At 64.9% G+C, this 25,810-nt stretch carries 27 protein-coding genes and 1 tRNA gene; 16 read left to right on the forward strand and 12 right to left on the reverse strand.

Annotated features, from left to right (window positions below):
- Window positions 1-402: 402 nt before the first annotated feature.
- The 5 genes from ABID41_RS06360 to ABID41_RS06380 all read right to left on the reverse strand — a co-directional run bounded on the left by ABID41_RS06360 (window position 403) and on the right by ABID41_RS06380 (window position 6,331).
- Window positions 403-3,549 carry a TonB-dependent receptor domain-containing protein gene (locus ABID41_RS06360; protein ID WP_331932616.1) on the reverse strand — a complete coding sequence of 1,049 codons (3,147 nt, stop codon included), beginning with the start codon at window positions 3,547-3,549 and terminating at the stop codon, window positions 403-405.
- Between the two features lie 725 nt (window positions 3,550-4,274).
- Complete coding sequence (locus ABID41_RS06365) at window positions 4,275-4,520, reverse strand: hypothetical protein (protein ID WP_331932617.1); 246 nt, start codon at window positions 4,518-4,520, stop codon at window positions 4,275-4,277.
- Window positions 4,521-4,616: 96 nt separating this feature from the next.
- A complete protein-coding gene (locus tag ABID41_RS06370; protein WP_331932618.1) occupies window positions 4,617-4,958 on the reverse strand; it encodes a DUF488 domain-containing protein in 342 nt (113 codons plus the stop codon).
- A gap of 144 nt (window positions 4,959-5,102) precedes the next feature.
- A complete protein-coding gene (locus ABID41_RS06375) occupies window positions 5,103-5,522 on the reverse strand; it encodes a hypothetical protein (protein ID WP_354297310.1) in 420 nt (139 codons plus the stop codon).
- Complete coding sequence (locus ABID41_RS06380; protein ID WP_354297311.1) at window positions 5,519-6,331, reverse strand: hypothetical protein; 813 nt, start codon at window positions 6,329-6,331, stop codon at window positions 5,519-5,521. Before ABID41_RS06380 ends, ABID41_RS06375 begins: the two co-directional genes overlap by 4 nt.
- Window positions 6,332-6,382: 51 nt before the next feature.
- On the opposite strand from ABID41_RS06380, the gene ABID41_RS06385 reads away from it, so the two are divergent.
- From ABID41_RS06385 to ABID41_RS06415, 7 genes are read left to right on the forward strand one after another with little or no spacing between them, the layout of a single operon-like run.
- Window positions 6,383-8,011: a hypothetical protein gene (locus tag ABID41_RS06385; protein ID WP_354297312.1), complete on the forward strand. Its 1,629-nt coding sequence runs from the start codon at window positions 6,383-6,385 to the stop codon at window positions 8,009-8,011.
- Window positions 8,008-8,643, forward strand: a complete 636-nt coding sequence (locus ABID41_RS06390) for an SPRY domain-containing protein (protein ID WP_354297313.1) — start codon at window positions 8,008-8,010, stop codon at window positions 8,641-8,643. The genes ABID41_RS06385 and ABID41_RS06390 overlap by 4 nt, the downstream gene beginning before the upstream one ends.
- A 16-nt stretch (window positions 8,644-8,659) precedes the next feature.
- Window positions 8,660-10,051, forward strand: coding sequence for a hypothetical protein (locus ABID41_RS06395; protein ID WP_354297314.1), 1,392 nt, complete (start codon window positions 8,660-8,662; stop codon window positions 10,049-10,051).
- Window positions 10,051-10,395, forward strand: a complete 345-nt coding sequence (locus ABID41_RS06400; protein WP_354297315.1) for a hypothetical protein — start codon at window positions 10,051-10,053, stop codon at window positions 10,393-10,395. The genes ABID41_RS06395 and ABID41_RS06400 overlap by 1 nt, the downstream gene beginning before the upstream one ends.
- An 8-nt stretch (window positions 10,396-10,403) precedes the next feature.
- Window positions 10,404-11,489, forward strand: a complete 1,086-nt coding sequence (locus tag ABID41_RS06405) for a hypothetical protein (protein WP_354297316.1) — start codon at window positions 10,404-10,406, stop codon at window positions 11,487-11,489.
- Window positions 11,489-13,396, forward strand: a complete 1,908-nt coding sequence (locus tag ABID41_RS06410; protein ID WP_354297317.1) for a lytic transglycosylase domain-containing protein — start codon at window positions 11,489-11,491, stop codon at window positions 13,394-13,396. The genes ABID41_RS06405 and ABID41_RS06410 overlap by 1 nt, the downstream gene beginning before the upstream one ends.
- Window positions 13,393-15,423, forward strand: a complete 2,031-nt coding sequence (locus ABID41_RS06415) for a hypothetical protein (RefSeq protein WP_354297318.1) — start codon at window positions 13,393-13,395, stop codon at window positions 15,421-15,423. Before ABID41_RS06410 ends, ABID41_RS06415 begins: the two co-directional genes overlap by 4 nt.
- Here the strand turns inward: ABID41_RS06415 and ABID41_RS06420 are convergent.
- On the reverse strand, window positions 15,416-15,859 hold the full coding sequence (locus ABID41_RS06420; RefSeq protein ID WP_354297319.1) for a hypothetical protein: 444 nt from the start codon (window positions 15,857-15,859) through the stop codon (window positions 15,416-15,418). The genes ABID41_RS06415 and ABID41_RS06420 overlap by 8 nt on opposite strands.
- Before the next feature lie 52 nt (window positions 15,860-15,911).
- On the opposite strand from ABID41_RS06420, the gene ABID41_RS06425 reads away from it, so the two are divergent.
- From ABID41_RS06425 to ABID41_RS06450, 6 genes are all read left to right on the forward strand, one after another.
- Entirely contained in the window at window positions 15,912-16,814 is a 903-nt protein-coding gene (locus ABID41_RS06425; protein ID WP_354297320.1) for a hypothetical protein, read from the forward strand.
- Window positions 16,811-18,154, forward strand: a complete 1,344-nt coding sequence (locus ABID41_RS06430; protein WP_354297321.1) for a hypothetical protein — start codon at window positions 16,811-16,813, stop codon at window positions 18,152-18,154. The genes ABID41_RS06425 and ABID41_RS06430 overlap by 4 nt, the downstream gene beginning before the upstream one ends.
- A gap of 30 nt (window positions 18,155-18,184) precedes the next feature.
- Window positions 18,185-18,385, forward strand: a complete 201-nt coding sequence (locus tag ABID41_RS06435; RefSeq protein ID WP_354297322.1) for a hypothetical protein — start codon at window positions 18,185-18,187, stop codon at window positions 18,383-18,385.
- 3 nt (window positions 18,386-18,388) lie between these two features.
- Window positions 18,389-18,715 carry a glycoside hydrolase family protein gene (locus ABID41_RS06440; RefSeq protein ID WP_354297323.1) on the forward strand — a complete coding sequence of 109 codons (327 nt, stop codon included), beginning with the start codon at window positions 18,389-18,391 and terminating at the stop codon, window positions 18,713-18,715.
- A 246-nt stretch (window positions 18,716-18,961) separates the two neighbouring features.
- Window positions 18,962-19,183, forward strand: a complete 222-nt coding sequence (locus ABID41_RS06445; RefSeq protein WP_354297324.1) for a hypothetical protein — start codon at window positions 18,962-18,964, stop codon at window positions 19,181-19,183.
- A gap of 648 nt (window positions 19,184-19,831) precedes the next feature.
- Window positions 19,832-20,653: a BRO family protein gene (locus ABID41_RS06450; RefSeq protein ID WP_354297325.1), complete on the forward strand. Its 822-nt coding sequence runs from the start codon at window positions 19,832-19,834 to the stop codon at window positions 20,651-20,653.
- A 43-nt stretch (window positions 20,654-20,696) separates the two neighbouring features.
- Here the strand turns inward: ABID41_RS06450 and ABID41_RS06455 are convergent, their stop codons facing one another.
- Window positions 20,697-20,999, reverse strand: coding sequence for a hypothetical protein (locus ABID41_RS06455; protein WP_354297326.1), 303 nt, complete (start codon window positions 20,997-20,999; stop codon window positions 20,697-20,699).
- A 68-nt stretch (window positions 21,000-21,067) separates the two neighbouring features.
- Between ABID41_RS06455 and ABID41_RS06460 the strand changes: the two genes are divergently transcribed.
- From ABID41_RS06460 to ABID41_RS06470, 3 genes are all read left to right on the forward strand, one after another.
- Window positions 21,068-21,457 carry a hypothetical protein gene (locus tag ABID41_RS06460; RefSeq protein ID WP_354297327.1) on the forward strand — a complete coding sequence of 130 codons (390 nt, stop codon included), beginning with the start codon at window positions 21,068-21,070 and terminating at the stop codon, window positions 21,455-21,457.
- A gap of 104 nt (window positions 21,458-21,561) precedes the next feature.
- A complete protein-coding gene (locus tag ABID41_RS06465; protein WP_354297328.1) occupies window positions 21,562-21,885 on the forward strand; it encodes a hypothetical protein in 324 nt (107 codons plus the stop codon).
- A gap of 653 nt (window positions 21,886-22,538) precedes the next feature.
- Window positions 22,539-23,336: a hypothetical protein gene (locus ABID41_RS06470; RefSeq protein WP_354297329.1), complete on the forward strand. Its 798-nt coding sequence runs from the start codon at window positions 22,539-22,541 to the stop codon at window positions 23,334-23,336.
- Between the two features lie 24 nt (window positions 23,337-23,360).
- On the opposite strand, the gene ABID41_RS06475 is transcribed toward ABID41_RS06470, so the two are convergent.
- The 5 genes from ABID41_RS06475 to cpdR form a co-directional block, all read right to left on the reverse strand.
- Window positions 23,361-23,846, reverse strand: a complete 486-nt coding sequence (locus ABID41_RS06475) for a hypothetical protein (protein ID WP_354297330.1) — start codon at window positions 23,844-23,846, stop codon at window positions 23,361-23,363.
- A gap of 309 nt (window positions 23,847-24,155) precedes the next feature.
- Window positions 24,156-24,455 carry a NadS family protein gene (gene nadS, locus ABID41_RS06480; RefSeq protein WP_354297331.1) on the reverse strand — a complete coding sequence of 100 codons (300 nt, stop codon included), beginning with the start codon at window positions 24,453-24,455 and terminating at the stop codon, window positions 24,156-24,158.
- Window positions 24,456-24,475: 20 nt separating this feature from the next.
- The gene (locus ABID41_RS06485) at window positions 24,476-24,823 is read right to left on the reverse strand and encodes a type II toxin-antitoxin system RelE/ParE family toxin (RefSeq protein WP_354297332.1); all 348 of its coding nucleotides are present in this window, start codon (window positions 24,821-24,823) and stop codon (window positions 24,476-24,478) included.
- A gap of 369 nt (window positions 24,824-25,192) precedes the next feature.
- Window positions 25,193-25,267, reverse strand: a tRNA-Val gene (locus ABID41_RS06490).
- A gap of 90 nt (window positions 25,268-25,357) precedes the next feature.
- Entirely contained in the window at window positions 25,358-25,717 is a 360-nt protein-coding gene (cpdR, locus tag ABID41_RS06495; RefSeq protein WP_331932620.1) for a cell cycle two-component system response regulator CpdR, read from the reverse strand.
- Window positions 25,718-25,810 lie beyond the last annotated feature (93 nt).

Consider the following 25,810-nt stretch of genomic DNA (forward strand, 5'->3'; position numbering starts at 1 on the left):
CTTGAGCAGAAGGATCATCCGACGCGGCGTAAGGCTGCGCCACCATTTTTCAGGGCCGCAACATACCGTTGTCTACAAATCCACGGCGCCATGTTGGCGCGACTGAACGCCGTTCACTCGACTATGGCGGGAGTATGAGAGCTTCGCCGTTATACACGGAAAGCCTTTGCTGGGTTGGGTTTCGCTGGGGAAAGCAGGTATTTGGCCGGCCGCGATCCGGACGGCGTTCGGTTTACCCGACGGACGGATGACGGTCCGTCATTGCGATAACGATGGTCGCAAACTGTTGCAGGAAAGCCTCGCTTTGGGCCGGCGGACGGCTTGAACCTACGCATACCGGGGCCAAGAAGGCCGGAAAACGGCAAAGGGCCGCCTCGAATGAGACGGCCCTCCCCGCAACCTTTAGAAGCGCTTCTTCGCGGCGATGGCGAAGACGCGGCCCAGGGGGTTCGCACTACCCGGGTCATAGCTGTACTGGGTGCCGATCGCGAACGGCGGATCTTCGTCGAAGATGTTCTGCACGGACGCGGTCAGGGTGGTGTCCCAGGGCAGTTCGACCCGATAGGTCAGGTCGTGCTGCCAGTATTCCGGGATCTTGGTGCTCTGCTTGGTGGCGATGGCCAGGCCGATCGAGTTGCTGTCGGTCTGGGTCGTCGAGCTGATGTAGCGCATCTGCCAACGCAGGTTGTGGATGCCACGCGCCCAGTTGACGTACGCATTGGCCCGGAGGCGGTTGTAGCCGGTGAAGATCGACGCGCGGAAGGTGCCCGCACGCTTCTGCACGCCCTTCGAGGTCGGAACCCCCTCGATCATGTACGGGCTTTCGTCGTACTCGAGCAGGTAGCTGCCGTCGAAGCCGGTGGTCAGGGCGCCCTCGAACACATCGCCGACATCCAGGTTCGCCTGGAAGTCGATGCCCGAAGTCTTCACCTTGCCGCCGTTGATGTACTTCGTGCGGTACGACTGCACGTTCGCACGGCCGCAGCCGGCGTCGGTGAAGGTGAACCGCGAGCGCAGCGCCACATAGGCCGGATCGGTGCTGGTGCACACGTTCGGACCCGAGGCCGGGAAGGCTGCCGCCAGCATTTCGCTCGCGTTTTCGAGGACCAGTTGGTCTTCGAAATCGAAGCTCCAGTAGTCGACCGTGGCGCGGAACGCGCCGAAGTCGGCCATGGCGCCGATGCTGTAGGTGAAGGCGGTTTCAGCATCCAGGTCGGGGTTGCCGTACTGGTCGTTGGCGCGCCAGGTGCCGTTGGCGTTGGTCAGGCCGCGGCTGAAGTTGTCGGTGGTGATGATCGCCGACGGAGCGCGGTAGGTGGTGCCCACCGAGCCACGGAGCGCCAGCCAGTCAACCGCCTGCCAACGGACCGAAGCCTTCGGATTGAAGGTTTCGCCCTGGTCGCCGTAGGTCTCGTAGCGGGCCGCGAGGGTCAGCTCGAGATCGTCGGTGATCGGCAGCAAGGTTTCGCCGAAGACCGAGATGATCTCACGCGAGACGTTGTACTGCTCGTTGTTGGCGTTGAAGAGGTAGGGACCGGTCGGAACCAGGCAGAAGGGCTGACCGTCGCCGAACGGCGGCGAGTCCACGCAAGGCGTCGCGTTGACGTCGTGCAGGACTTCCGGGTTCTGCTTGTACTGGTCGTAGCGGTATTGAGCGCCGCCGGCCCACTTGATCGAACCGCCGGCCAGTTCCAGGGGCAGTTCGCCGTTCAGGATCACATCGGCCACGAACAGGCGGTTCTGCATCCGGTTGACCAGACGCTCGTCCATCCAGTCGACCAGCTCGCCACGCGCAGCCGCGGCGTCGTTGAAGCCGGGGATGGTCGAGTTGGCGATGTAGAACGGGTTCGGACCGACCTGGGCCAGGCTTTCGGCGAAGGCGTTGGCGAACGGGTTGAAGTAGTAGCAGCCCATCGCCGCGTTGCCGGCGTTGGTGGTCCAGTTGGCGGTTTCCGCCGCGGTGCACTGGTCGGCGGCGCCGGCGCGGCTGCCGAAGCCGCTGAGGCCTTGCTGCAGGCGGTTGACCGAGATGTCTTCCTGGACGCGGGTGTAGTCCTGCTGCTGATAGGTCAGAGCAGTATCCCACTTGATGCCCAGCGGCGCTTCGCCCTTGAAGCCGCCCGACACGCGGAAGGTGTCGACCTTGTAGCTGTAGTGGGCGTGCTTGTCCTCGGTGTACGGGTTGCCGCCGAAGCCGATCGGACGCCAGGAGGTCTGGCTGGCCACGACGCCGTTCTGGGCGGCGATCGCAGCGGACGTCCGGGCCTGATTCAGCGCCGTGAGGCAGCTCGCCGCGTCGATGCCGTAGGGCAGGACCGCGCCGTTGCAGTTGGCCGCGTTGACCTGGCCGATCAGGGCGGCGAGGCCGGGGTTGGTGTTGGGGATATAGAAGCGGCCTTGGTCCGAAGACGGGGTCGCCGGCATCGGCGAGGTCCCGCCGACCGAGAGCGGCGTCGGGAACTGGTTCGGCCCGGTCACGGCCCAGCTCTGGTTGGGCGTGTCGTGCATCGCGTAGAGCACTTCGATATTGGCCGACAGGGTGTCGGTCACGTCGAAGTTGAACTTGCCGTACGCCTGGAAGTGATCTTCGTTTTCGACCAGGTTATCGAAGGTCGTGTACTGGAACTGGCAGGAATTGGCGTCCGGCGTAATCGTCCGCGCGCCGATGACGGTCGAGATGTTGAAGGGCGCGCCGCCGTTGGCCGCGCAGCCGATGTCCGGCAGGCCCGCGCCGAGCGTAGCGGTCTGGAAGCCGCCGTTCGGGTGCGGCGTGGTGGCCGTGATGACATTATACTGGCCGGGGTTGCCGGTGCTGGCCCAGCCGCCCAGCGGGTTTTCCCGGAAGCCGTCGACGCCGGTGCGGATCGCCCAGTCGCGCTCGAAGATCGGCAGCTTGGAACGGTGGCGATAGCCGACCGTGATCAAGGCGTCGGCGTTGTCCCACTTCTTGCCCCAGGCGGCGGAGACGTCGTAGTCGCCGTCGGAACCGTCGATCAGTTGGTACTGGCCGCTGAGCTCGAAGCCGTCGAGGTCGGTGCGGGTGATGAAGTTGACCACGCCGCCGATGGCGTCGGAGCCGTAGGTGGCGGCCGCGCCGTCCTTCAGCACCTCGACGCGGCCGATCGCGGCCGTCGGCAGCAGGTTGATGTCGACCGAGTTCAGGCTCTGCGGCGAGACCGGCACGCGGCGGCCGTTGAACAGCACCAGGGTGCGCGAGCCGGTGGACGGCGAGTTCAGGTTGCGGAGGTTGATGCTGGCGGCGCCCGAACCACCGCCGAAGCGGTTGTTTTCACCAATGACGGCGCCCGACGACGGAATGGTCTTAATCAATTGCACCATGGTCGGAGAGCCGCGGGCCTCCAGCTCCTTGGTCCCGATCACGTCGACCGGCAGGGCTGCGTCCTCAGGCGTGCCGGCGATGAATGAGCCGGTGACGACCACTTCCTCAACAGTGCCGCCGCTCTCTTGAGCCGCGGCGGCGCCCGAAACCCCCAGCGCCAAGGCGACGGCGAAAATCGACCCGCTGCAGAAATATCTGCTCTTCAACATAAGCGTTTCCTTTCCCACTCGGACGCCGCGCCTCGATTGAAATGTGGCGCCTGTCTAAGTCCGAGTATGGCGATCAATGGAGGACGCTCGCCGCGGGCGCTAGGCATATTTCTAGGGTTACGAAGTTGAAACTTGAGCCGGATCGGTCTAGATTTTTGACATAACAGTCAGATTAATACCTGGCGCGCATACCGCCGCTCCGAAAAATATACATACCGGACATATAAGTTTATAACTTCTTGGTTTTAAATAACTTTACAACCCTTGGATGGAAGAAAACGGCGTTTGGATCATTCCAGAACCTCAAACTTTTCGTACGCCGAGATTTTATTGTCGAAAATCACCCGCATAACGAGTGTGGCCGGAATGCAGCGCTCCCGGGAAAAAGGCGCCGGAGCGTCAACCTCGGGTCGTTCGCAGGAAGGAAAGAAGGCGCACCGGGCCTGGACGCGCCTGATTTCGGCCGAGATGGGAGCCCCATAGGCAACGCTTGCGATTCCGCGGGCGAGCGCGCCGACGCCCCGTCAGGCCGCTGGGCCCCTGGACGCATCTCGCCAGAGGCGTGCTTGTGGAGCCAATGGCCGGGCGATCACCGACCTTTTGGGCCGCGGCGTCACTTTTTTCAGCTCTGCAATAGAGCGCCCGGGCCGGGCCCGCTCTGCAAGCCCCTCATGCACAAGGCTTTTTTTTGCGCTCCGCAGCCAAAAATGGCTGACGGCGGCGCGTCAGGAACGGGAGAGCAACAGCCGGTCGCTGGTCGGGGTGAGCCCATAGGCGACGGAACTGAGGCCGGCGGCTTGCCGGGGCTGGCGGTGGAGGAGAAGCCCCTCGGCACAGAGGCTTTCGGCCCAGGCCATCGCACTGGCCGCTCCGGGCACCGGCAGCCCGCACCGGTGAGTGACGATCACCAGCCCGCCATAGGCTTGAATGCCCTTGAGGGTCTCGAAGTCTGAAGCGTCCAGCTCGACCATGCCGGGGGAAACCCCCAACCGGCGAATTCCGTTCCGACGCGGCGCGATATTCAGGATCGCCTCGCCATTGGCCGACCGCGCAGTTGGCCGATCCGCTCACCCCGCCTTCAGGCGTTCGGCCAGCACGACCGCCTGATTGTGGGCCTCGTCCTTGGCGGAATAGAGCAGCGTCGTCGGCCCCCGCGCCAGTCCGCGCAGCTCCGCAAAGGCGGCGTTGCCGTCGAGCTCGGCGCCATATCGCACGCGGAACTCGTCCCAGCGCTCCGGCTCGTGGCCGAACCAGCGGCGCAGTTCGTCGCTGGGCGCCACCTCCCTCAGCCAGACGTCGACATGCGCGTCGGCCTTGCGTACGCCGCGCGGCCACAGCCGGTCGACCAGGACGCGCAGCCCGTCAGCCTTATCCGACGGCTCGTAGATACGCTTGATCTTCACCGACATGACCGCCCTCCATCGGCGATGGCCGCCGGCCGACACGCCCAGCGGTAGCGCCTAGACGATCTCTAACGCCTGGATCGCCTCGATCGCCTCACGATTGGCGAGCGCTTGCGCCAGCTCCGATCGAAGATCGTCTCCGCGGCCGTACTATTTGACCCGTCGCCACTCATCGGAAGTCCGATGGATGAAGAGCCTGCGCAGCACCTCATCCGAATGGCGGCTCACCCGGCGCCCCCCGTCATCAGGCGCGATCTCTTCGATGTGGACCATGGCATCGTGCATAGCGCGCATGCCTCCGATCTCGTGGAGGCGCCTTCCAAGCTGGCGCACGGCGTAGCAGAGGGCTTCCCGCACAGGATCACAGCTCAGGCGGCTGGCGAACCGCTGAGGCTCAGTCATCGACAATTCAGCGTAAGCGCTGTCGATCAGCTCCGCGGCGTTCATGATGCGCGCCAGCGGCCGGCGCCGCGGTCGCGCATCAAGCTCGATGATGGCGTCGAAGAGGCCATCGAGCGAGCCGTAGATCTGCGTGATCTCCGTCGCCGCGGTGTCGGTGAGGGCATTCATTCGAAGAGCCCCCAGTGAAGATCGACCGGAGTGACTACCGGCGCAGGTTTGCCGCCTTCGTCGGTGAAGGTCACAACAAGCCCACTGCCGAGGCGGCGCTTTGCCTTTGCGGCGCCTGCGCGTCGGTCATCACGACCCCAGTGGCCATGATAGTCGACGAGGGGGTCGCCCCCTTCGTACCGGCGCTTCTCTGCCGCCAGATAAACTGCGCGCACTTTCCACGGGCACGACGCGAGGTCGTTCATCTGCCCGCGCCCTTTTGGGGTCTCGGGATGCAGCAGCAAGAGGCGGCCGTCGGAGGGATACGAGACGATACCACCCTCGCTCTCAAAGCCGGTGATCCATTCGCGAGGGGAGAAGTCCGCGAGTTCGAGAATGGGGTGCCCCATCCCGGCTGCGTGGAGCAGATCGACGAACTGCCAGACCACCCGGCGATCTTCGTAGTGCGAACTCAGCTTGAAGCTGACCCGCCCCGCGTCATCAAACCCGTAACCGTTCTCGTCGATATCCTTCTCTAAGAGCGCCGCCTTGAGCAGAGCCGTCTTCGCGTCCGGTGCAGGAGTGCCATACAGGGCCACCTCGGCGGCGTAGAAGGCGTCATCGAGCTCCTCGTCGTCCTCCTCAGTGTCGTTGGCGATCCGTTCGGAAATGATCGGCGACCACGTTTCAACCAAGTCGCCGATGCGTGCTCGCTCCGAGGGCGGGACGAGAAAGTCGCGGAGCACAGTCTCCTTGGAGCGCCACCGCAGATGCACCGGATAATGTACTGAGGACCGCTCGATGAGCTCCGCTGGCACATCAGCGAACATCACCCGCCACGGCGAGCCCGGCTCACCGCCTTCATCAGACGATGCGATGCCGTGGGCGAACGACTGCGCATTCGTCGATCGACGCTCTCAACAAAGCTTTTCAAGGATGGCAAACGCCTCGACGCGCTCGCGTCTGGCGGCAGCGATGTCGGAATCCTGACCCACGAGCAGACTGCGACCGACAACCTCTTCGGGATGGTCGAGCGCTATCACGAGAATTGTCCGGCGCTGGTGAAGCCGGCCACCGGCGCCTCGAACGCCAAGGAGCTCAGTTTCCCGCTTCTCGACAGCGGCTATCAGGTGGCGACCGCCGGCACAAAGGCCACGGGCCGCTCAAACACGATCCAGATGTATCACGGCTCGGAGGTCGCCTTCTGGCCCAATGCCGCCGATCACTTCGCCGGCTCGATCCAGGCCGTACCAGATGAGCCCGACACCGAGATCATTCTGGAGAGCACCGGCAACGGCCTAGCTGGAGAGTTCTACGAGCGCTCGATGGACGCCATGCGCGGCCTTGGCGACTACGAACTGATCTTCGTGCCGTGGTTCTGGGAAGACGGCTACCGCCGGCCCGTTCCCGAGGGCTTCAGCCTGGACGAGGAAGAGGCGGAATACGCCGACCTTCACGGCTGCGACCTTGAGCAAATGGCCTGGCGCCGCGCGAAGATCATCGCCCGACTACGTCATCATGTCCGACAAGGGCTATGGCTACGACAGCGGGGGCGACTGGTGGTGAAGGTCGTCGTTCCATCCTTCGGCAAGGCCGGAAGCGCCGTCGCGCCCCAGGTCCCGGGCACGAGCGCGGTTTCTCAGCCTCCGGGCCCGCCTGGGCCTCCGGGTGAGCCGGGCGCGCCGGGTGGCCCCGGCCCCGAAGGTCCGCCCGGCCAGGACGGCGACGCGGCGACCATCTCCATCGGCACCGTCGAGACAGTGGATCCCGGCCAGCCCGCCGAAGTGACCAACAGCGGCACGCCCGAGGCCGCCGTCTTCGACTTCAAGATCCCCAAGGGACCGCCCGGCGACATCGAGAACTTGACCGCCCAGCAGGTCACGGACGCGCTCGGCTTCATACCGGCCGACATTGCCGGCGACACCTTCTCCGGGCCTGTGGGAATCGCCGGGGCGGCCGGAAGCGCCCGCCAACTCGTCTTCCAGACCGGCGCGGCGGCGCGCTGGACCATCAGTGCGAACGCCACCGCTGAAACCGGCGCAGGCGCGGGCTCGGATTGGTCGCTTGGCCGCTATGACGACGCCGGCGCCTTGGTCGACACGCCGGTCATCGTCCGGCGCAGCAGCGGGCGCATGGAGCTCACCGCCCTTCCGACAGCCGGCGGCCGGACGCTGGGCTATCTCGGCATTCCCCAGGACAGCAAGGCGGCGAACTACACCCTTGCACTGGTCGATGTCGGAAAGCGCCTGCTGCACGATTCCAACGTCGCCGGGCACGTCATCACCATCCCGCCGGTCGCTGACGTGGCCTTCACGACCGAAACGGCGATCGTCATCGTCAACGGCCCTGCCTCAGCGGCGCTGGCGATCAACTGCGCGGCCGGCGTCAGCCTCTATTGGGCGGGCAAGACCCCGGCCTCGGCCAATCGCAATCTGGCGGCCAATGGCGTCGCGACCTTGATGATGGTGGCGGCCAACGTCTGGATGATCAGCGGGGCAGGGCTCACGTGACGGGCATTCTCGCAGCGCTCCTGGCCGAGGGGGCTGGCGGCGTGAACACCCTCCTGAGCACGACAGACAAGCACGCCGACCTAACGGTCGCGTCCTCGGGCCTTCAGGCCACCCGGACCGCGGCGAGCAATATGTGGCGCACCGGGCGCGCGACGGTCGGGCGCAATGAAGGCAAGTGGTACTTCGAGGCCAACTGCACGACGAACGCGACCGGCGGATACCTCTTCATGGGCCTCGCTAACGCCGCTGCGACGGTGACCAACTACCTGAACCTCGACGACAATAGCGTCGGCTATCTGAGCAGCGGGCAGGTGCGTATCGGCTACAACGTCACCGGGGCGACAGCCCAGGCCTGGACGACGCCGGCCGCGGTGGCGCGCCTCGCCGTCGATCTGGACGAAAACCGCTTCTGGTGCAGCGTCGGCGCCGGAAACTGGAACGGCCGCAGCTTCGCCGACCCCTCGACGAATGTTGGGGGCGAGGTGCTTCCCGCAACCATGGTCAGCGGTGAGGGCCTCATCTACCCGGCCTACTCGATCTATCAGAACGGTCTGACGCTGAACTTCAACTTCGGCGCATCAGCCTTCGCTGGCGCGGTCCCGGCCGGCTTCTCGGCCTGGAACGGCGGCTGACCTTCAGGAAAACGACATGCCTGCCATCCCGCTCGGTCTGAGCGCGTACAAGCGCGCCGACCTGCCGCCCTCGCGGCTGCGCAACATGTTCTACGAGAAGACACCTGCGAACCTGCGCGACCAGGTGGCGCTCATACCGCGTCCCCGGCTGATGCAGTTCGCCAAGGTGGGGGGCGGACCGGTGCGTGGCCTCTTCCGTCAGGGCGGCGTGATCCAAGATCGGATCCTCGCGCTTTCGGCCGGCGACCTCTATCGGGTCGAGCCGTCAGCCGATGGGATCGGCACGCCAACGCTGATCGGGGCGGTCACTGGCGCCGGGCGCATGTCGGCGGCGGGCAACCCTACGACCGTCGTCCTGGCCTGCGGGGAGAAGGTCTATTCGACGGACGGCGAGACCCTAACGGAGATCGCCACGCCGGACGATCAGCATGTCGTCGCGGTCGATACCCTCAACTCCTACTTCCTCTTCCAGATGGCGAACTCTGGCCGGTTCTACTGGTCGGCCATCGGCGGGACCACGATCGACCCGCTCGACTATGCGACGGCCGAGAGCCAGCCGGACAACACGACTACGCTGAAGGTGATCGGGGACGTTCTCTGGCTGGTCGGCCGGCTCTCCCTGGAGCCCTGGCAACCGACCGGCGACCTCGATCTGCCGTTCCAGCGGATCAACGGCCGCATCTTCGGGATCGGCTGCAAGGACATCGACACCTGCCAAAAGCTGACTGTCGCCGGCAATGAAACCATGTGCTGGGTCGGGGCCGACGGCGTCGTCTACCGCCTGGCGCCGAATCCCGTCCGCATCAGCGACTATGGGATCGAGGAGCTGATCAAGAAGGCCACGGGTGCGCTCTACGCCACCACGGCCAGGTGGATCGGCCGCGAGTTCTACGTCCTGCACCTACCCGGCCAAGGCTCCTACGCCTGCGATCTTTCCACCGGCTTTTGGGACGAGTGGACCAGCTACGAGCGGGAACTGTTCCGCGGCGCGGTCTCGACCATCGGGCCGTCCGATCAGCCGCTCTTCGGCGACGACGAGTTTGGGACGATCTGGGAGTTCTCGGACGCCATCAAGAAGGATGCTGGCGAGCTGATCGTCTTTCGCTGGTCGGGCGTGCTCGCCAATCCTGGCGCTGCGGTCCGCTGCAACAACGTCGTGCTGAACTGCAGCGTCGGCCAGGCCGTATCGCCCGATGACGATCCGACCGTCTGGATGGCGATCTCGGACGATGGGGGCTTCGAGTACGGCGACTGGCTTCCGGCCCAACTCGGCCGCCAGGGCGAGCGCACGCTTCAGGTCCAGTGGATGCAGCTTGGCATGATCCGGCGCCAGAACCGGCTGTTCCTCTGGGAGACCGCCGAGCCGGTGACCGTCCGCAACGCCGATTACAACGAGGCTTACCGCTGATGGCGCTCTTCAAGCAGGCCTTGGCCCATGATGTGCCGATCGTCGACGGCTTCGGCCGGCCGACACCGGAGTTTCAAAGGTTCGTCGCCGCTTTGGTCGGTGCGAGCGGCGGGAGCTCGCCGATTCCCCCCGACACCTACGTCCGAACCGGCCTTATGCCGGGCTGGGGAAGTCCAACCGGCACGGTCAGCCGCGCTACCTTCGCCACCTATGCCGCCCCCACGGCCAGCGCCACCTACAACCAGGCGCAGATCCAGGCGGCTCTCACCCATCTTCAGGTCCTCTCGCAGCACGTCGCCGCGCAGATCGCGGACCTGAAAACCCTCAAAGCCTTCACCTCCTAGGGGCCGACATGATCGCTGAACTCATTTCCGCCGGCTCGTCGTTATTGGGCGGCGTCATCAACTCCGGTGCGGCCGACCGAGCGAAGGACGCTCTAGAGACCTCCAACGAACAGGCGCAGCACGCGCGCGAGCGCGCCGTCAATCAGACCCAGCAGCTACAGGCCCCGGGCGTCGCCGCCTACAATGCCGGTCTCAACGCCCTAGCTCAGCGCTTCGGCCTACCGACAAACACCGGGATCGCCCCCCAGCAGACCCGAGGGGGCGCATTCAACGCTGACGAATATCTCGCCGCAAATCCCGACGTCCTGGCCGAGTTTCAGCGGCTCTCCCCGAACGCGATCAAGAACAACCTCGGCATCGACGCGACGCCGCAGGCCTTCGCGCAGTGGCACTACAACCAGCATGGTCAGTACGAGAAGCGACCGGGCTCGCCCTCCCAGGTGGTGGACGCGCCGGCACCTGACCCGGCGGCGTCCAGCGCTCCGGCGACTTCAGGGACCACGACCAACGCACTCAACGGCTACTTCGGGAACGTCGAAGATCCCACGTGGACGCCGCCGCCGGCCTTCTCCTTCGACATCGACGATTTCAAGGACAACCCCGCCTACCAGTTCGCGCAGGAGCAGGGCTCCGGCCAGGTCATGGCGAACGCCTCGGCGACGGGCGCCTTGCAGTCCGGCGCGGCGCTCAAGCGGCTTCAGGATCGCGGCCAGCAGACGGCCTATAATTTCTACGACCAAGAGCGCAACAACGCCTACCAGCAGTGGTTGGACACCTACAAGATCGCGCGCTCCGAGTACGAAGGCGACCGCGGCTACCTCACCGATCGCTACGACCGCGGGACGGATGACATCTTCCGCCTCACCGGAATCGGCCAAACCGCCCTCAACACCACGACGAACTCCATCAACGGCCTGGGCGCGGCGGAAGCGGCCGGCCTGGAGAACATCGGCGAGGCCCGGGCGGGCAACGCCCTGGCGCAGGGCAATATATGGAGCGGCGTGCTTCAGAACCTCGGCGGGCTGGCGAGCTCGTTCGGCGGCCAAACCGGCGTCGTGAACTCCCTCAAGACCAAAACCAATCGGAAGTCGTGATGATCAACATTGCGGACAACTACCGTCGTGACCCCGACGCCTTCACCAAGGGCTTCGAGACCGGCAACGCCCTTCGCACGAACCGGGCGAGGCTGCGGGCGGGAAACGCCCTGGCAGGCGGCGACTATGGCGCCAGCGCCGGGGAGCTTGCAGCAGCCGGCCTGAACGAGGAGGCCGCGCAGGTCTCCCGCTATGGGCAATTGCAGGAGAAGGATCGCCAGGAGGCTGACCGCACCAAGCGCGAGGCGGCGCTCACCTATTTCGGCGACATGGCGAACCGGCTCCTGACGCTGAACGACAAGGGCGATGACCCGGCGCGCACGGTCGCCAACTTCGACCAGTTCTTCGCGAAGGGCCTGGCCGAGCACGGCGAGACGCCCGAGGAGATCGAGCAGCTCCGCAGCCAACTCAGCACCAAGCCGCGCGAAACCCTGATGATGCTGGGCGCGGCCTCTGCGCGCGCACGTGGCCTGCAGATCATCGGCGACGGTCTCGGCGGCTATAAGGCGGTGGACACCTCGACTGGCGAGACTGTCAAGGAGGTCGCCGGCCGTCATCGTCCAGAGTGGAAGGAGCTGACCGACGAAAACGGCGGCACCCGCTGGGTAGACCTCAACAGTTGGGAAGACGGCGAGGCGCCCGCGCCGGAGGGCGAGCAGAATCCGTACACCAGCGGGTTAGATGGCCGCTCGGCGCCAAGCAAAGACCCCTCCGGCCTGCCGCGGGGAACCGGCATGCTCTCCATGGCTCCGACGAGCGCCGAAGAAGTCATGCCGGCGCTCATCAAGCAGGAGAGCGGCGGCAACGGCAACGCCATCGGGCCGCAGACAAAGTACGGCCGCGCCCTTGGCTCGACGCAGATGCTTCCGGAGACCGCCGAGGCGATGGCGCGCAAGCTGGGCGTTCCCTGGCGTCCGGACCTCATGCGCGGCGACACGGATACCGCCCTCGCGTACCAGCGCCGCCTTGGTCAGGCCTATCTGCAGGAAGGTCTCGACGAGTACGACGGTAACCTGCGCATGGCGCTGATGCGTTACCACGGCGGCCCCGACCAAAACCTTTGGGGGCCGAAGACCCGATCCTACGCCGACAACGTCCTGGCGCACATGGAGCGCGACGGCCAGTCCTACGAGGTCGCGGCCACCGGCGACACGCCCCCGCCGCCCTCTGGAAGTGGCCGCTATCGTCGCTCGCTCCCCGGAAGCGCTCCCAAGCCGGAGAAGAAGGGCTATCGCATGCTCTCGGCCGCCGAAAAGGCGGACATGGGCTTGCCGACCGACGGCCAATATCAGGTGAGCCCCGAGGGCCAGGTCAGCCGCCTCGCTGAGGGCAAGTCGGAGCGTCCGCCCACGGAAGGGCAGATCAACAACGCTTCGCTCACCTACGCGGCATTCGGCGGCAACGACCGCATGAACGATTTGGCCCGTCGCGGGATCTACAAGCCTCAGAGCCCTCTCGAAGACCTCGTGAAACCCGGTGAAAACGGGATGGTCGTCTTTGTCGGACGGAGCGATCAGGACCGACAATTCCTCCAAGCATCGTTGGAGTTCCTCGCGCCCATCCTCCGCAAGGATACCGGCGCGGCCGTAACCTACCAAGAGCTGATCACCTACGGCAACATGTACATCCCCAGCTTCAGGGATAGCCCGCAGGTGCTCTGGCAGAAGGCGAAAGCGCGCGATACCGCGTTGCGTCGCCTCTATGGCGCAGGGCGCCGAGCCTACGATCAGGAATATGGCGCGCCGGACAAATGGCAGGTCCTTACTGATCCGCGCGCGAATCCAAACCGCGCAAAGTCGGGCCCGCCCGCTTCCGCGGTCGAGTATCTGCGCGCCAATCCCAATCTTCGCGGCGCGTTCGATCGCAAGTACGGCGCCGGCGCAGCCGCAAAGGTCCTCGGCAAATGAGCAGCAACCCGTTCGATCAGTTCGACGAAGAACCGGCCGCGCCCGCCAAGCGTCCGTCGTCGCATGCCCGAGAAGCGCGTGCGGCGAACCCCTTCGACCAGTTCGATGAACCGGAGGTCGAGAGCGAGGGCGGGATCTCCGAGCGCATCGCCAAGCGCCGCAACATGAACCCGCCCCTCCGCCGCATCGACGCAGGGGTGCGCGGCGCGGCCGACATGATGACGGCGGGCTTTGCGGATGAACTCTCGGGCGTGGTGGGCGGCCTGCCTGCGCTCATGCCCGGAGGCGAGACTTACGGCGAGGCTCGGGACCGGATCATTGAAGAAGAGCGGGCGATCGACGACCTCGACCGCCTGGACGTGCCCTGGTCGCGCCGAGCGGGCCAGGTGGCCGGTTTCGGCGCTGGTCTCGCCCTTGGCCCTGTCGTCAATCTCGGCCGCGTCGCAGCGGGCGTCCCGAACGCCTTGAGGGCGATCGGCGCAGGCGCGACCTACGGCGCCCTTGGCGCCGCCGGCAACGCCGAAGGCACGGCCATGGAGCGACTTCCTGAAGCGGGTATAGGCGCGCTCGTGGGCGGGGCTGTGGGGGCCGCGGCGATACCTGTGGCCGCAGCCGCCGGAAGGGGCGTCAATACGCTCCGGACCCGCTTCGCCCAGCCCATCGAGCGCGCCGCCAGCGCGCTGCGCGGCCGCACCAACATGAACCAGCTTCGTGGCCGGTTGGCCGAGCTGCGCGAGGCTGGGGCCGATCCGAGCTTCGTCAACGTCACCGACGAGAGCGGCCGGGGCTTCGTGCGTGCCGCGGCCTCGCGGATGACACCGGCAAGAGAGACCGTGCAGCGTCGCGCCGAGGCGTCCGCGCTCGACCTTCCCGACCGCATGGGCCAGCAGGCGCGCCGCGTCATCTCCGAAGATCCCCGCACGCCCGCGCAGATCGCCGAGGCCACGACGCGCGGCCGCACGCTGCAGGGCAATCAGCAGTTCGGCGCGGTCCGCAACGATCGTGTGGCGCTGACGGAGGACGCCGTGATGGCGCTGCGCTCAGAGGACGGGCGCGCGGCCATCAGGGACGCCGCCGCGGCCTCGCTGCGGTCCTTGGACCCCGCTGAGCGCGAGGTGGGCGCCGAGCTGAACCGGCTGGCCGGCGAAGTGCTCGACAATCCGGGCGGCGTCGAGATCAGCGTCGGGATGGCCCAGAGCATCAGCGAGGCGCTGTTCGACGCGGCTGATGCGGCCTCTCGCGCCGGGCGCAACCGGATGGCCCGCAGCCTCGGCGACATGGCTCGGGCGGTTCGCAGCAACGCCGCCGACAACGTGCCGGGCTATCGCCAGGCGCTCGACGACTTCGGCTTGGAGAGCCGGCGCCTGGAAGCGGCCGAACGCGGTGAGGACTTCCTGGCCCGGAACACCGACGAGTTCGTCGCGGACATTCCCGGCCCCGGTCAGCCGGGCAACGACTTGGCCCGGGCGACTGCTCGACGCGCGATCGAACGGGCGTCGGGCGAGAACCCCAGCGCCGCCCCTGGCGTGGCCCGCAAGCTGGCCGATGCGCCCGAGCAGCGGATGCGTAACCGCGCGCTCCTCGGCCCTGAGGACGCCGAGCGCCTCGAAAGGGCCATGGCGGCCGAAGCGCGGGTCACACGCGACATGGCCGACGTCGCCCCGCGTACGGGCTCGCAGACCCAACTGCGCACGCAGGACGCCGAGAACGTTGGCAGGTTGGCGGGAGCGGTGCAGACGGCCGCTGGTGGCCGTCGGGCTATCGTCGGGGCGATCTTCAACCGGCTGAAGACCGCCGGCCTGAACGACGCCGACGCCCAGGCGGTGGCCGACCTTTCCACGGACCCGAGGATGCTAGACGCGCTGCTGGAGAGGATCGAGGCGCAGTCAGGGCCCGACACGGCCAACTGGCTGCTTCAGATCATCAACCAGGGTGGCGCCAGGACGGCCGGCGAGCGAACGGTCCCTCGGCGTGGCGTCGAGGCTTACATCGAAGGGCGGCCCGAGGCCTACGACGTCCTCAATTGATCGGATTGCGCCGGGCCTCTTCGAGCACGCGAAGGCGCTCGGCGCGATAGGGGTTCTCGTCCTTGGGGGTCTCAAGGAACATCCCCAAGATCCCCAGCGCCATCGCCAGGCAGAACAGCACGAGCGCCACCCGGCGCACCCACCTCGAGAAGGCCGACGGCGGCTTATACCAAAGCGTGTTGCCGTGACGGTCGACCTTGTCGGTCAGATACCAGCCCTTCTGCGTCGGATGCTCGTCACCGACCCGGAGCGGTCCCCCGACCACTTCAAACTCTGCGTCGATGACGCGCCGTCTCTCGCCCATGGGTCGCAATATGGCCGAGGCGGGCGGAATCCGAAATACGCGGCCCGCGTCTTCTGCGGGCGATTTCTTCCCCTTCACATCAGTCCAAGGAACGACGATGGCCGCTCGCCAGATAATCGTTGCCGGCGCCATGCCCTCGCGCGATGCGAACGGGCGTGCGCTCCCCGGCCTATTTCGGTTCTACATGCCGAGCAGCGGGGGCGTGCCGGCGACGGTCTACACCGACCCGGCCCTGACCATCCCTCACGAGTTCCCGATCCGCTCCGACAGCGGCGGGCGCTGGCCGCAAATCTGGGCCGACGAGGAGGACACGTTCGACGTCGGTTGGTCTGACCAGCTCCATGACGCCAACATCGCGACCTATACGAACGTCCAGACCGTCAAGGACGCGCTGATCTCGAGCGCCGACATCGCCAACACGGCGGCCGACGCGGCCATCGCTGCGCAGATCGCCTCGGAGGAGATCGCCCAGAAGTTCGGTGACATGGACGCGGCCATCGCAGCAGCGGTTGCGGCGCAAGAGGGCGCGGAAGAGGCCGAGGGCGGCGCAGAGATCGCTCTTGCCGCGGCGATCGACGCCCGCAATCTCGCCCTGCAGTACCGCGACCAGGCCAAGGAATACCGCGACCAGGCGCAGGAGATCGCCGGCTTCGACCCGTCGACCTATCTGAACACCGCCACGGCGCAGGCCTTCGCCGAGGCCGCCCAGAAGCAGGCCCGCGACAATATCGGCGCCCAGCCGGTGCTCGGCGTCGTCGATCGGCAGAAGGTGGCGACGGCGGCCATCGCAGCGGGCGTGCTGACGCTCAACGCCTCGCAGGCCTCAATCTGGGTCGTTCCGTGGGATCAGAACATCACTTCCCTGGTCATCACCGGCTGGTCGCCTGGAACTGACCAGCAGACGCTTTCGCTCTGGCTCGTCGCCGCAGGCGGCGCGACCTACGACTTCGGGGCGGCCTTCAAGGCGCTGAACAACATCGTGCCCTCCCTCTCCGACGACGTCGGCGCCGAAAACCTCCTGCACTTCACCACGCGCAACGCCGGTGGGCGCGTCTGCTACAGCTTCTCTGGGTTCTTCCCCGCATGAGCCTCGCCCGTCGCATGATGACCTCCGTGGGCGGGATCACCGCTCCCGGCCAGGTCGAATATGGCCCTACGGGCCCTGGCGTTTACCACTTCACGGTCCCCGATGGCGTGTTCGAGATCAACGCGGTTGGGATCGCCGCCGGCCTGCCTGGCTCGAACGTCTCCCCCTTCACGGGCGGCACGGCCGGGAACCTGCACTGGCGAAACAAGATCGCCGTCACGCCCGGCGAGATCCTTGAGGTGCTGGTTGGGTCCTCGGTCCGCAATGCATCGCCGATCATCCCAGGCCTTCCCGCGACGCAGACGCACATTCGGCGGGGCACGGATTATCTGATCCGAGCCGGTCGAGGGAGCACGCTCTACCATACGACCTTGGGCGGCGGCGGCGGTCAGGGAGGCTCTGGCGGGTCCGGTCGGGACGCCAACGGCGGCTGCGGAGGCGGCGGCCCCGGCTACATGGGCATGGGTGGTCGAGGCGGGAACTATCTCGACACGTCCAGCGGTCAGTTTCCCGAAACCGATAGCGGCGGCGGTCGTGGCGGGGACATGAATGGCGTCCCTACCGGCTGGGCCAGTTCCCAGGGCGAAGGCACCGGACTTCTTGGCCGCTCCGCCGACAAGACAACCTCGCTGGGCGCGAAGCTCTATGGCGCCGGCGCATTCGCCGACGCTAGTTACGCCTTGAACGGCGGGGTCCGGATCACCTGGGCCGGCGGGCGCGAGTACCCCGACCGCGTCCCTGATCTTCCGAGCTCGGAAGTCGCCTTGCTCATATCGGCCGCCGGTTACACGGGCAGTCTGCCAGCGGCCTTCACCGTCCATGGCGAAGGCGCTCTGCCTGGCGACCTTGCGCTCGTCTACATCCAGGCGAACGGCTCAGGCTCGATCGCCGGCATCACGGGCGGGGACGGCGGTTGGCTTTCGAGCGGGCAGTTCCGTTGGAAGCAGCTCACCGAGGGCGATCTGGACGCGTCAGAGGCCGGAACGCTCACGATCAGCGGTTCGGGCGCCAGCATGAGCTGGGCGGTCCTCGTCTACCACGGACCGCGCACGATCGAGCGCCGGACCACGGCATTCCAAGCCGCTGACGACGTTGTGGTCCCTGGCTTCAAGAAGCGGGTGGACTGCAAGTGCGTGATCGTGATCGGCACGGACCCCGACGCGGGGGCGGGAGCGATCCCCGCGCCCGCCGGCTTCACCTCGCGGGTCTCCCGCGCCGCAACGCCGCGCTACCTAATCGCCGATATCAAGCCCAAGGCGTACGTCGACGACACCCCCGTCACCCTGACGAACATGGTCGCGACGGCCGGCGGTTCCGGCGCGCTCTACGAACTCTACTGATCCCCAAACCCAGCGCGGAGTAAGCGCCCGATGCAAATCAACGAAATCGCGCCCGAGGTGGGCGCGATAAGCCTTCGCACGCTCCCAGGTGCGACGGGGACCGCAGGCCTGGCCGTGACGGGGGAGCAGATGCTCAGCCTGTTCGTGGGCGTCCTGACGGTCATCTTCCTCGCCCTTCAGATCGCGCACCTGATCTGGAAGTGGCGTCGCGACACTGGCCCGGCGAGGTGACCCATGAACACCGCACAGAAGGCCGGGGCGGCCGGCGCAAGCATTGCCGGGCTCTTCGCAGCGCTTTCGATCGCTGCGCCTGGCCTGGTCAGGGACGAGGGGTGGGTGACGGTCACCTATGACGACCCGGCGCATGGCGCGGCTCTGCCGACCGCCTGCGCCGGGGTCACCGGGGCCAAGTACGGCGTGAAGGCCGGGAAGCGCTATTCGCAGGCCGAATGCGAAGCGATGACGGCGCGCGCGATGCTTGATCATGCTTTGGCGATCCAACATTGCACGCCGGCCGGCCTTCCGACCAAGACCCACGCAGCCTTCATCCGGTTCACCTAAGCGAAAATGGTGGCAGTTCCGCAAGCCGGATAGCTGACGATGTTCTGGCTCTACATGACGGCGGTCAGCGTTGCGGCCGCTCTCGCGTTGTTGATCGCCCATAGGCTGGTTCAGCGCTGACAACCTGGGCTGTTTGGCCGAACGTGTAGTCGCCAAGAGCCCTCTGGCCCTTACGAAGCCCTGCTGGCCTTTGGCTGGCGGGGCTTTTTGTTTGGGTGGTCGGGAGTGTCGTTGGGTCAGCCTTTCGTGCGTATCCTCATAAGGGAAAAGCTAGGCGATATGCCGAAGGCCCAGCTCCTCCATTTCCAACATGAAGCCGATGCGCTGACGCACGTGTGGCGAACCCTGCGGGCGCACCGGGAGGCCGAGTGGCCCCAGCTATTGGATCTGAGCCTTCATCGTATCGACGGTTCGGAAGTCGGCTTTGACGAATTACGGTTCTGGGCTGATTTTCGAGATGAAGGCTGAGGGCGCGGTGCGGTCAGAGGAACGCCGCGGTTAGCGCTCTCGCGCTGTTGATCACGTTAAGGACGATCATACGCTGACAACACTTTCTCACCGAGTGCAGGGTGATCCCGCAAAGCCTGACTTCTCCCCCGCCGCCCTCGGTCGGTGGGGGTCTTTTCAGTTATCAGGCGTGGGGGACGTCGGGTCACCGTCTCCGGCGGACCTTGGCGAAGTGCCGGCGTTTCGTCGGCCTTTGAAGCGCGCCACCTTCGTTTTCCCATTCCTCGCTATCTAACCGCGGCCTGAGGCGGCGAATGACCGGCTCAAGGATCGCCTCCAGCCTATTTTCACCTTTGAACCATGCGCGATTGGCGCGGCTATCGCTCATTGCGCCGCCGGGAAACAGTTTCACATTCATCCTCGTTGGCTCGCGAAGGCCCCGCACATCACCAACCGGTCAGCTCTCTAGAATGTTCCTGAACAGCTTATGCGAGCCCCGTCGGCTTCGGCCGGCGGGGCTTTTGCGATTCTGCACAATCGAAAAAGTGGCCTCAAAAAGACCACGCAAAACGCCTATCTTCCTAGCATGCGGAATCGGGTGCTAACGTGACTGGTCAATCTCACCGGCCCTCATTGGGGGCGCTGGTCGAGTTCGTCGGGGGGCGTGACATGACCGCAGATTTGGAAGTCTTCCACTTTGAAGACGACCGCCCGAGTTTCGAGAGCTTGGGACGTCAGAACGGGTTTCGGTATTGGCTCGCGTCAGACCTGATGCAGATGCTTGACTACTCGACCATGCAGCCAATCCACAACGCCGTGAACAAGGCCATGGCGGCCTGCGCTCAGCTGGGCATTCCGATTAGCGAGAATTTCTCGGAGACGAAGACAGAGAGCGGCGGCAAGGACTGCAAGCTCTCGCGGTTTGCCTGCTACCTGACCGTAATGAACGGCGATCCTAAGAAGCCGAAGGTCGCACAGGCTCAGGCCTACTTCATCACTATGGCCGAAGCCTTCCGCCTCCATGTTCAGGAGGCGGAATCCATAGAGCGAGTTGTAATTCGCGGAGAGGTCAGTGACCGTGAGACGGCGCTTAGCGCAACGGTCCACGCGCGCGGGATCGAGACGATCCAGTTCTTTCAGAACGCGGGGTATCGAGGGATGTACAATCTCGACCTCAAGCAGATCCGCTCAAAGAAGGGCGTGCCCGATGGCCGCTCGGTCCTTGACTTCATGGGCAAGACAGAGCTCGCCGCGAACCTCTTCCGGATTACTCAGACCGAAGAGAAAATTCGTAACGAGGACATCACTGGGCAGAAGCCGTTGGAACGTGCTGCAGAGCACGTCGGCAAGGGCGTGCGAAAAACGATGATCGAGCTCAGCGGCGTGGCCCCGGAGCGCTTGCCTCCGTCCGAAGACATCAAAAAGGTCAAGAGCGCGCTCAAGCGAACCGGCAAGGAATACGCGAAGCTCGACGCTCCCAGAAAGAAGTAGGGCAGCCAATCCGTCAACGCACTCGGCCAAGGCCGAACAGCCCTCAACCCCGATCGAAGCCGCTCTCCGGCCAAGGCTTACGAACGAGCCCGTGCCGCCTGTTCATGTCGCGCTCGTCGAGCACGTAGGCGAGGAACCCCTGGGTGACCTCGCCGCCGCCCAGCACGGGGATGGTGTACTCGGTCCCCTCGTAGGAGCCGGTGCGGGCGAACATCAGATAGCCCCACCAGCGGGCTTCATGTTCGGTGATCTTGTGCTCAGCGTGCGCCGCCTGAAGGCTCTCGATCACCTCGGCCGGCATGTCCGTCATGATGGAGCGAATTTCGTCGCCGGTGTGCTGCTTCATGGGGCGAGGTGATAGCCGGGGCGAACTTTGATTCGCGAGCCGAGCCTGTGTCTGCGAAGCTCTTAAGCATGACAGATCCCGCCAACGACGATCGCGAGCCTGATTTCGCCGCTGCAGCGTCGGTCCACGATATCGACTACTGGCGCGAGCACCCGGATGTTCTCAGCGTCGAACTTGTCGACCTCGATGATGATCCAGCTGACCCGTCGATCGGGCTTGCCTTCTATTTGAGGGATGATGAACCCGACGTCGTGGAAACCGACTTCGCCGACATCAGAAGCCAGAAGCCTTCGCGACCGCCGGACATCGAGTTGAGCGGCGAGGGTTTGATGGACGACGACTTCTGGCTTCGCTCGCCCAGGCTAGAGTTCGTTCAGATGATGCAGGAGCCGCCCGACGAAGCGGTTCCGGACGGTTGGTGGATGGTCCAGCTCTGGTTGAAAACGGTCGTCAACTAGCATCTCTTCAGGGCAGCGGCGTAGGCGATCCCCGCTCGGGCAGATTGGGGCTTTCGCAATCGACGCATTGCGGACGCTGGCCAAGGTGATGCTAGTTTCTGTGGATGCTTGGATCGCTGGACACCTTCACGACGCGCTGGCGGCAATACCGCGCCGACCTGATCGCAAAGGCTGAAGCGCAAACCGGCTGGGTGCCCGTTGACGCGTTCATTATGATGCCGTGGTTTCCGGTGCTCTTCGCTGGCTGCGTCCTCTGCGCCGCCCTGGACGTGGCGTTCCATCTAGGCGTGATTGGACGGACCATCGTTCTCGCGCCCTTCGCTCTCGTAGGCATTGGCGGCATGATCTACGCCGGTGGAACATACGCGTATTACGGGCTCCGCGCCGACCTCCGCCGAAGGGAGGAGGCAAAGGCCAAGGGCCCCTAGCGACCCCATCAGCGAAGTTGGCTAAGTCTGCTGTCGGTGAAGCTGGTGAGGGTACGACAACTGCGTATGCCAGTGGCGGCCGCTGCAGTCGGGGCAGTCCATCTTGAACGACCGGGCGACGTCAGCCACCGGCGTCATGAACCCTCCATCGCCGCAGTCGAACAGCCGGCGCGTGATCTTCCAGACATCATAGCCCTTGCGATAACCGCAGATCTCGCAGCCCAGCATAAGGATGCAGCCTGGGAACTTCCGTGCGTCCTCCAGCCGGTGGTCGGCTACTGCCGGGAGCTCCGGCCGGGCATGGCCTAGCTCTTCTTCGGGGGCTCGACCTGTCGAAGCACTTTCCATGTCATCCAGACCTTGCCTCGCACGCGTTCCAGCTCGAACCAGGCTTCGTCTCCCTCGAAGTCCGGAACCTCCTCCGGGTCAAGGAAGTCGGGCCGGCCCGCCCCGTGAACTAAGAAAAAGAGCGTCCTTCCGCCCTCGACCTTTGGTGGCAGGGCGCGGCGTTCCAGCCGCGCGATCTTTCTATCTCCTCGCATACGAAACGAGAACAGAAACGGAACACGCGTGTCAACGCGCAATCGACAAGCGAAGCTCCTAGACAGTCCGCGCCCAGCCGCCAAACATGAGCATTCGGCGACGGAGGACACGTGTCGAAAGACAACATCATCCCCATGGCGGTCTGGAACGACCGATGGAAGCGGGAGGACCTTCTCACCACCCGACCCCGCATCCGTCGGCCGACCACGGTGCCGGACTGCTTCGCTCGCGAGCTCAGCCAGAAGCGGCGCTATCCCTATCGACTGACTGGCCTACCCCCCGGGTACGAGGCGATTTATCGCCGTGGCGGATGGGAAAAGATTGATACGCCGCAGATAGATGAGCCCGGCTTCGAGGACCTTTACGTGCGCCTCCGGACAACCTTTGCCTGGGTGCTGGAAGGTGACCGCAAAGTCGCTGCCGTCCAGTTGCGGGAGATCGATGCGGAGCTAGTTGCGGACTGGTGTTTCTGGGAGGCCATGGATGCCCATTCCCAGGATCTCACGCGCTGGGCTGAGGTGATCCTCTCTCTTTGGCCTCCGCTCTGGATTGAGCTGTTTGGCTACGGTCCCGTTCTGGAGATTGAGAACGTATGGGTCGAGCCAAGACATCCCCGCCCCGGCATTTGGAAGCCGGTGGCGCACGCATTAGCAGATCGCATCATGCGAAAGTCGTCGATCCTGACGGCTCACGTCTTCCCCGAAGAGTACAACGGTCGAGTGCCTCGCGGAGCTCGGACGGAGCCGGCATTTGACCGTCGCAGGGACGCAATGATGCGGGTTTGTGAGAGAGAGTTTGGCCTCAAGCCTATGCCGCACTGGGGCAAGGATGGCTTCATGTGGCGTCCGCGCGCAGGACTGGAACGGATCGTAGGCAAACCGGAGTACAGGCCCAATTGGGAGGAATAGGTCGCTCCGGTCCGGCACCCGTGCTTATCGAGAGGTCGTGGCTTGAACTTCCACAATCGTGAGATCTCGCTCAGGCGACGATCCACGTCGGACAATCCGCCACCGAGCAAAAATCAGCCTTCCTGCCCCAGGCGTACCCTCGCGGCCTAGCCTGAGATTGTAGTAGACCGGGCCCCTAAAGGTAATCGCGATCCAGGCTTCTCCAGCGCCATCCACCACCAAGGCGCCGTTCGGAGTTGCCCCCATCGGCCCACGCATTTTGGTTGGAAGTGCGAACGCTTCGTCGCATTCTGGAAGCGCCTCGATCTCCAACGCACCAGTCATCGCCAGCACGGACGCATGATCTTCCGGCCGGTCAATCGCGGGCAAGGCCCATTCAGATGTGCCGTCTACCGATGCGACAAGGATGGCGAAGTCTAGACCATCGGCCCCCTTGATGCTGAAAACCCAATGCCCGCCGACCTCGTGGAGGAAGAGATCCCCCTCACCTAGTTCCGCGAACGTGCTCATGCGGAGCTCGGGCCTAATCGTTAGTGACATGCTGTTTCCACCTCGCCAGAAACCCAGACTGAGGGCTACGGCAGTTCGCTCCACGCATCGGGCAGGCCGTTGAGCGCCGATGTCTCACCCCACGAGGTGCCGTCTCGTTTCACGATGCGATCAGTAGCTATGTCGTACCGTTCAACAGGGTGCCGCCAACGGCCTTTGGTGGGCGGCATTTCCGGCCCGTGGAGGATGATCCATGGGCCAAAGCCGACCCCAGCTTCTGTCGAGCCGAGGTCCTTAGGCGCTGTAGCGATGGGCCGGAGGCTCATCCTTTCAAGCCGCCTCTAGGGCTCGCTGTACAGCTTCGGGCTCCTTCGCAATGACAGTTAGGAGGACGCGCGCTGTCGCTTCAGGGCGACGGCGACGCTGCTCCCAGTCCCGCACCGCCGCGGCGCTAAAGCCGAAGCGAGCCGCGAACTCGGCCTGCGTCAAACCCATGTTCGTTCTGATCGCCTTCACATCGATCTCGGCGGGCACATGAACTTTGGCCGGCTGAGCGCGACCTTCGACAATATCCAGCACTTCGTGCAAGCCGGACATAATCCGGTTGAAGTTGGTGTCGTCGTTCTTCATTCCACCTCTCCCGTGGTTACTCACCCGACAGCCTTGGGGGTAAGGCGAGCCAGGATTGACTTTGCTACTTGCTGCATCGTCGCCACTTCCCTGTCCGAGAAGTTCTCGCGAGAGCCCTTCGACAGGATGGCGAAGACGTAGACCGGCATTGCGCGGCGCGCGAAAAACGTCACCACGCGATACCCGCCGGATTTACCCTTCCCGCGGCCGGCGAGCCGCACCTTGCGGCAGCCACCCGATCCTGGGATCAAATCACCCGCTTCCGGGTTCGCCGCCAGGAGCAGCGATAATGCTTCGAGCTCACTTTCGGTGAGGCCTTCATCCTTGGCCTGAGCCAGGAAGCCTTCCGTGTAAGCTACTTCGTTCAACGGCGTTTCCATAGCCAAGTTGTACGGCAATGCCGCACCGTTTTCAATTGGAAACTACGGCAATGCCGCATATGTTCCCGTCACCGCTTCAATGAGCGAATCAAAATGCGAGAGCACTGGATCAGCGTTTGGGATGAACCGCAGAAGGTTCAGACGGCGCAATTGTCGAAGTCAGTTTGGATTGCCGTCGGCCACTACATGGGCGTGCGCCTCGAAACCAAAGACCGATCCGAGCGGACGGCGTTGGCCAGATGGCGTGAGAGTGCGCGATATAAGGGCGGCTAACGCCCCAATCTGGGGGCATTTCTGGGGGCGGGTGTTCGAAACACACTAAGCCGCCGGATAAGTGTCAGATTATATTGGGAAAAATGGTGGACGCGACAGGGATTGAACCTGTGACCCCTACGATGTCAACGTAGTGCTCTCCCGCTGAGCTACGCGTCCGAACCAGTCGGCTCCCTGTTGGGAACGGGAGGCGGCGGTATAGCGGCGGCCGTCTGGATGCGCAAGCGCCCCGCGACGCAATTTCTCACTTCATGCCGCAGCCATCATCCGCTCCACCTCGGAGACGATCTCGCGAAGGTGGATGGGCTTGGAAAGCACCTTGGCGCCGGCCGGCGCGCTCTCGCCTGCAGCCAGGGCGACGGCGGCGAATCCGGTGATGAACATGATCCGCAGGCCCGGATGCTTCTCGGCGGCCAGGCGCGCCACTTCGATGCCGTCCATGCCGGGCATGACGATGTCGGTGAGCAGCAGGTCCCAGCTCTCGTCGAGGGCCGCAGCGGCTTCGTCGCCGTCGGCGCAGGAGGTGACCTCGTAGCCGGCGCGCTCCAGGGCGCGCGTCAGGAAGCCGCGCAGCGAGTCGTCGTCTTCGGCCAGGAGAATACGGGGCATGGGCGCTCCGGAAGGCAGATGGTTGACCCATACAATACCCGGGGAGACGTAAATTGCCGATGAACCTGCGATCCGTTTGACCGCGGGGAAGAC

It is taken from the genome of Phenylobacterium koreense, from assembly GCF_040545335.1.
Lineage (GTDB): Bacteria > Pseudomonadota > Alphaproteobacteria > Caulobacterales > Caulobacteraceae > Phenylobacterium > Phenylobacterium koreense.

What these genes read in the sequence shown, in the direction of transcription:
- ABID41_RS06365 (WP_331932617.1), bottom strand. Translation starts at nt 4,520, where the DNA reads ATGGTCGAGCTGGACGCTTCAGACTTCGAGACCCTCAAGGGCATTCAA.
- ABID41_RS06455 (WP_354297326.1), bottom strand. Translation starts at nt 20,999, where the DNA reads ATGAAGCAGCACACCGGCGACGAAATTCGCTCCATCATGACGGACATG.
- ABID41_RS06380 (WP_354297311.1), bottom strand. Translation starts at nt 6,331, where the DNA reads ATGTTCGCTGATGTGCCAGCGGAGCTCATCGAGCGGTCCTCAGTACAT.
- ABID41_RS06450 (WP_354297325.1), top strand. Translation starts at nt 19,832, where the DNA reads ATGACCGCAGATTTGGAAGTCTTCCACTTTGAAGACGACCGCCCGAGT.
- ABID41_RS06400 (WP_354297315.1), top strand. Translation starts at nt 10,051, where the DNA reads ATGGCGCTCTTCAAGCAGGCCTTGGCCCATGATGTGCCGATCGTCGAC.
- ABID41_RS06430 (WP_354297321.1), top strand. Translation starts at nt 16,811, where the DNA reads ATGAGCCTCGCCCGTCGCATGATGACCTCCGTGGGCGGGATCACCGCT.
- ABID41_RS06475 (WP_354297330.1), bottom strand. Translation starts at nt 23,846, where the DNA reads ATGAGCACGTTCGCGGAACTAGGTGAGGGGGATCTCTTCCTCCACGAG.
- nadS (WP_354297331.1), bottom strand. Translation starts at nt 24,455, where the DNA reads ATGAAGAACGACGACACCAACTTCAACCGGATTATGTCCGGCTTGCAC.
- ABID41_RS06465 (WP_354297328.1), top strand. Translation starts at nt 21,562, where the DNA reads ATGCTTGGATCGCTGGACACCTTCACGACGCGCTGGCGGCAATACCGC.
- cpdR (WP_331932620.1), bottom strand. Translation starts at nt 25,717, where the DNA reads ATGCCCCGTATTCTCCTGGCCGAAGACGACGACTCGCTGCGCGGCTTC.
- ABID41_RS06460 (WP_354297327.1), top strand. Translation starts at nt 21,068, where the DNA reads ATGACAGATCCCGCCAACGACGATCGCGAGCCTGATTTCGCCGCTGCA.
- ABID41_RS06420 (WP_354297319.1), bottom strand. Translation starts at nt 15,859, where the DNA reads ATGGCGCCGGCAACGATTATCTGGCGAGCGGCCATCGTCGTTCCTTGG.
- ABID41_RS06405 (WP_354297316.1), top strand. Translation starts at nt 10,404, where the DNA reads ATGATCGCTGAACTCATTTCCGCCGGCTCGTCGTTATTGGGCGGCGTC.
- ABID41_RS06370 (WP_331932618.1), bottom strand. Translation starts at nt 4,958, where the DNA reads ATGTCGGTGAAGATCAAGCGTATCTACGAGCCGTCGGATAAGGCTGAC.
- ABID41_RS06440 (WP_354297323.1), top strand. Translation starts at nt 18,389, where the DNA reads ATGAACACCGCACAGAAGGCCGGGGCGGCCGGCGCAAGCATTGCCGGG.
- ABID41_RS06360 (WP_331932616.1), bottom strand. Translation starts at nt 3,549, where the DNA reads ATGTTGAAGAGCAGATATTTCTGCAGCGGGTCGATTTTCGCCGTCGCC.
- ABID41_RS06375 (WP_354297310.1), bottom strand. Translation starts at nt 5,522, where the DNA reads ATGAATGCCCTCACCGACACCGCGGCGACGGAGATCACGCAGATCTAC.
- ABID41_RS06410 (WP_354297317.1), top strand. Translation starts at nt 11,489, where the DNA reads ATGATCAACATTGCGGACAACTACCGTCGTGACCCCGACGCCTTCACC.
- ABID41_RS06435 (WP_354297322.1), top strand. Translation starts at nt 18,185, where the DNA reads ATGCAAATCAACGAAATCGCGCCCGAGGTGGGCGCGATAAGCCTTCGC.
- ABID41_RS06395 (WP_354297314.1), top strand. Translation starts at nt 8,660, where the DNA reads ATGCCTGCCATCCCGCTCGGTCTGAGCGCGTACAAGCGCGCCGACCTG.
- ABID41_RS06425 (WP_354297320.1), top strand. Translation starts at nt 15,912, where the DNA reads ATGCCGAGCAGCGGGGGCGTGCCGGCGACGGTCTACACCGACCCGGCC.
- ABID41_RS06415 (WP_354297318.1), top strand. Translation starts at nt 13,393, where the DNA reads ATGAGCAGCAACCCGTTCGATCAGTTCGACGAAGAACCGGCCGCGCCC.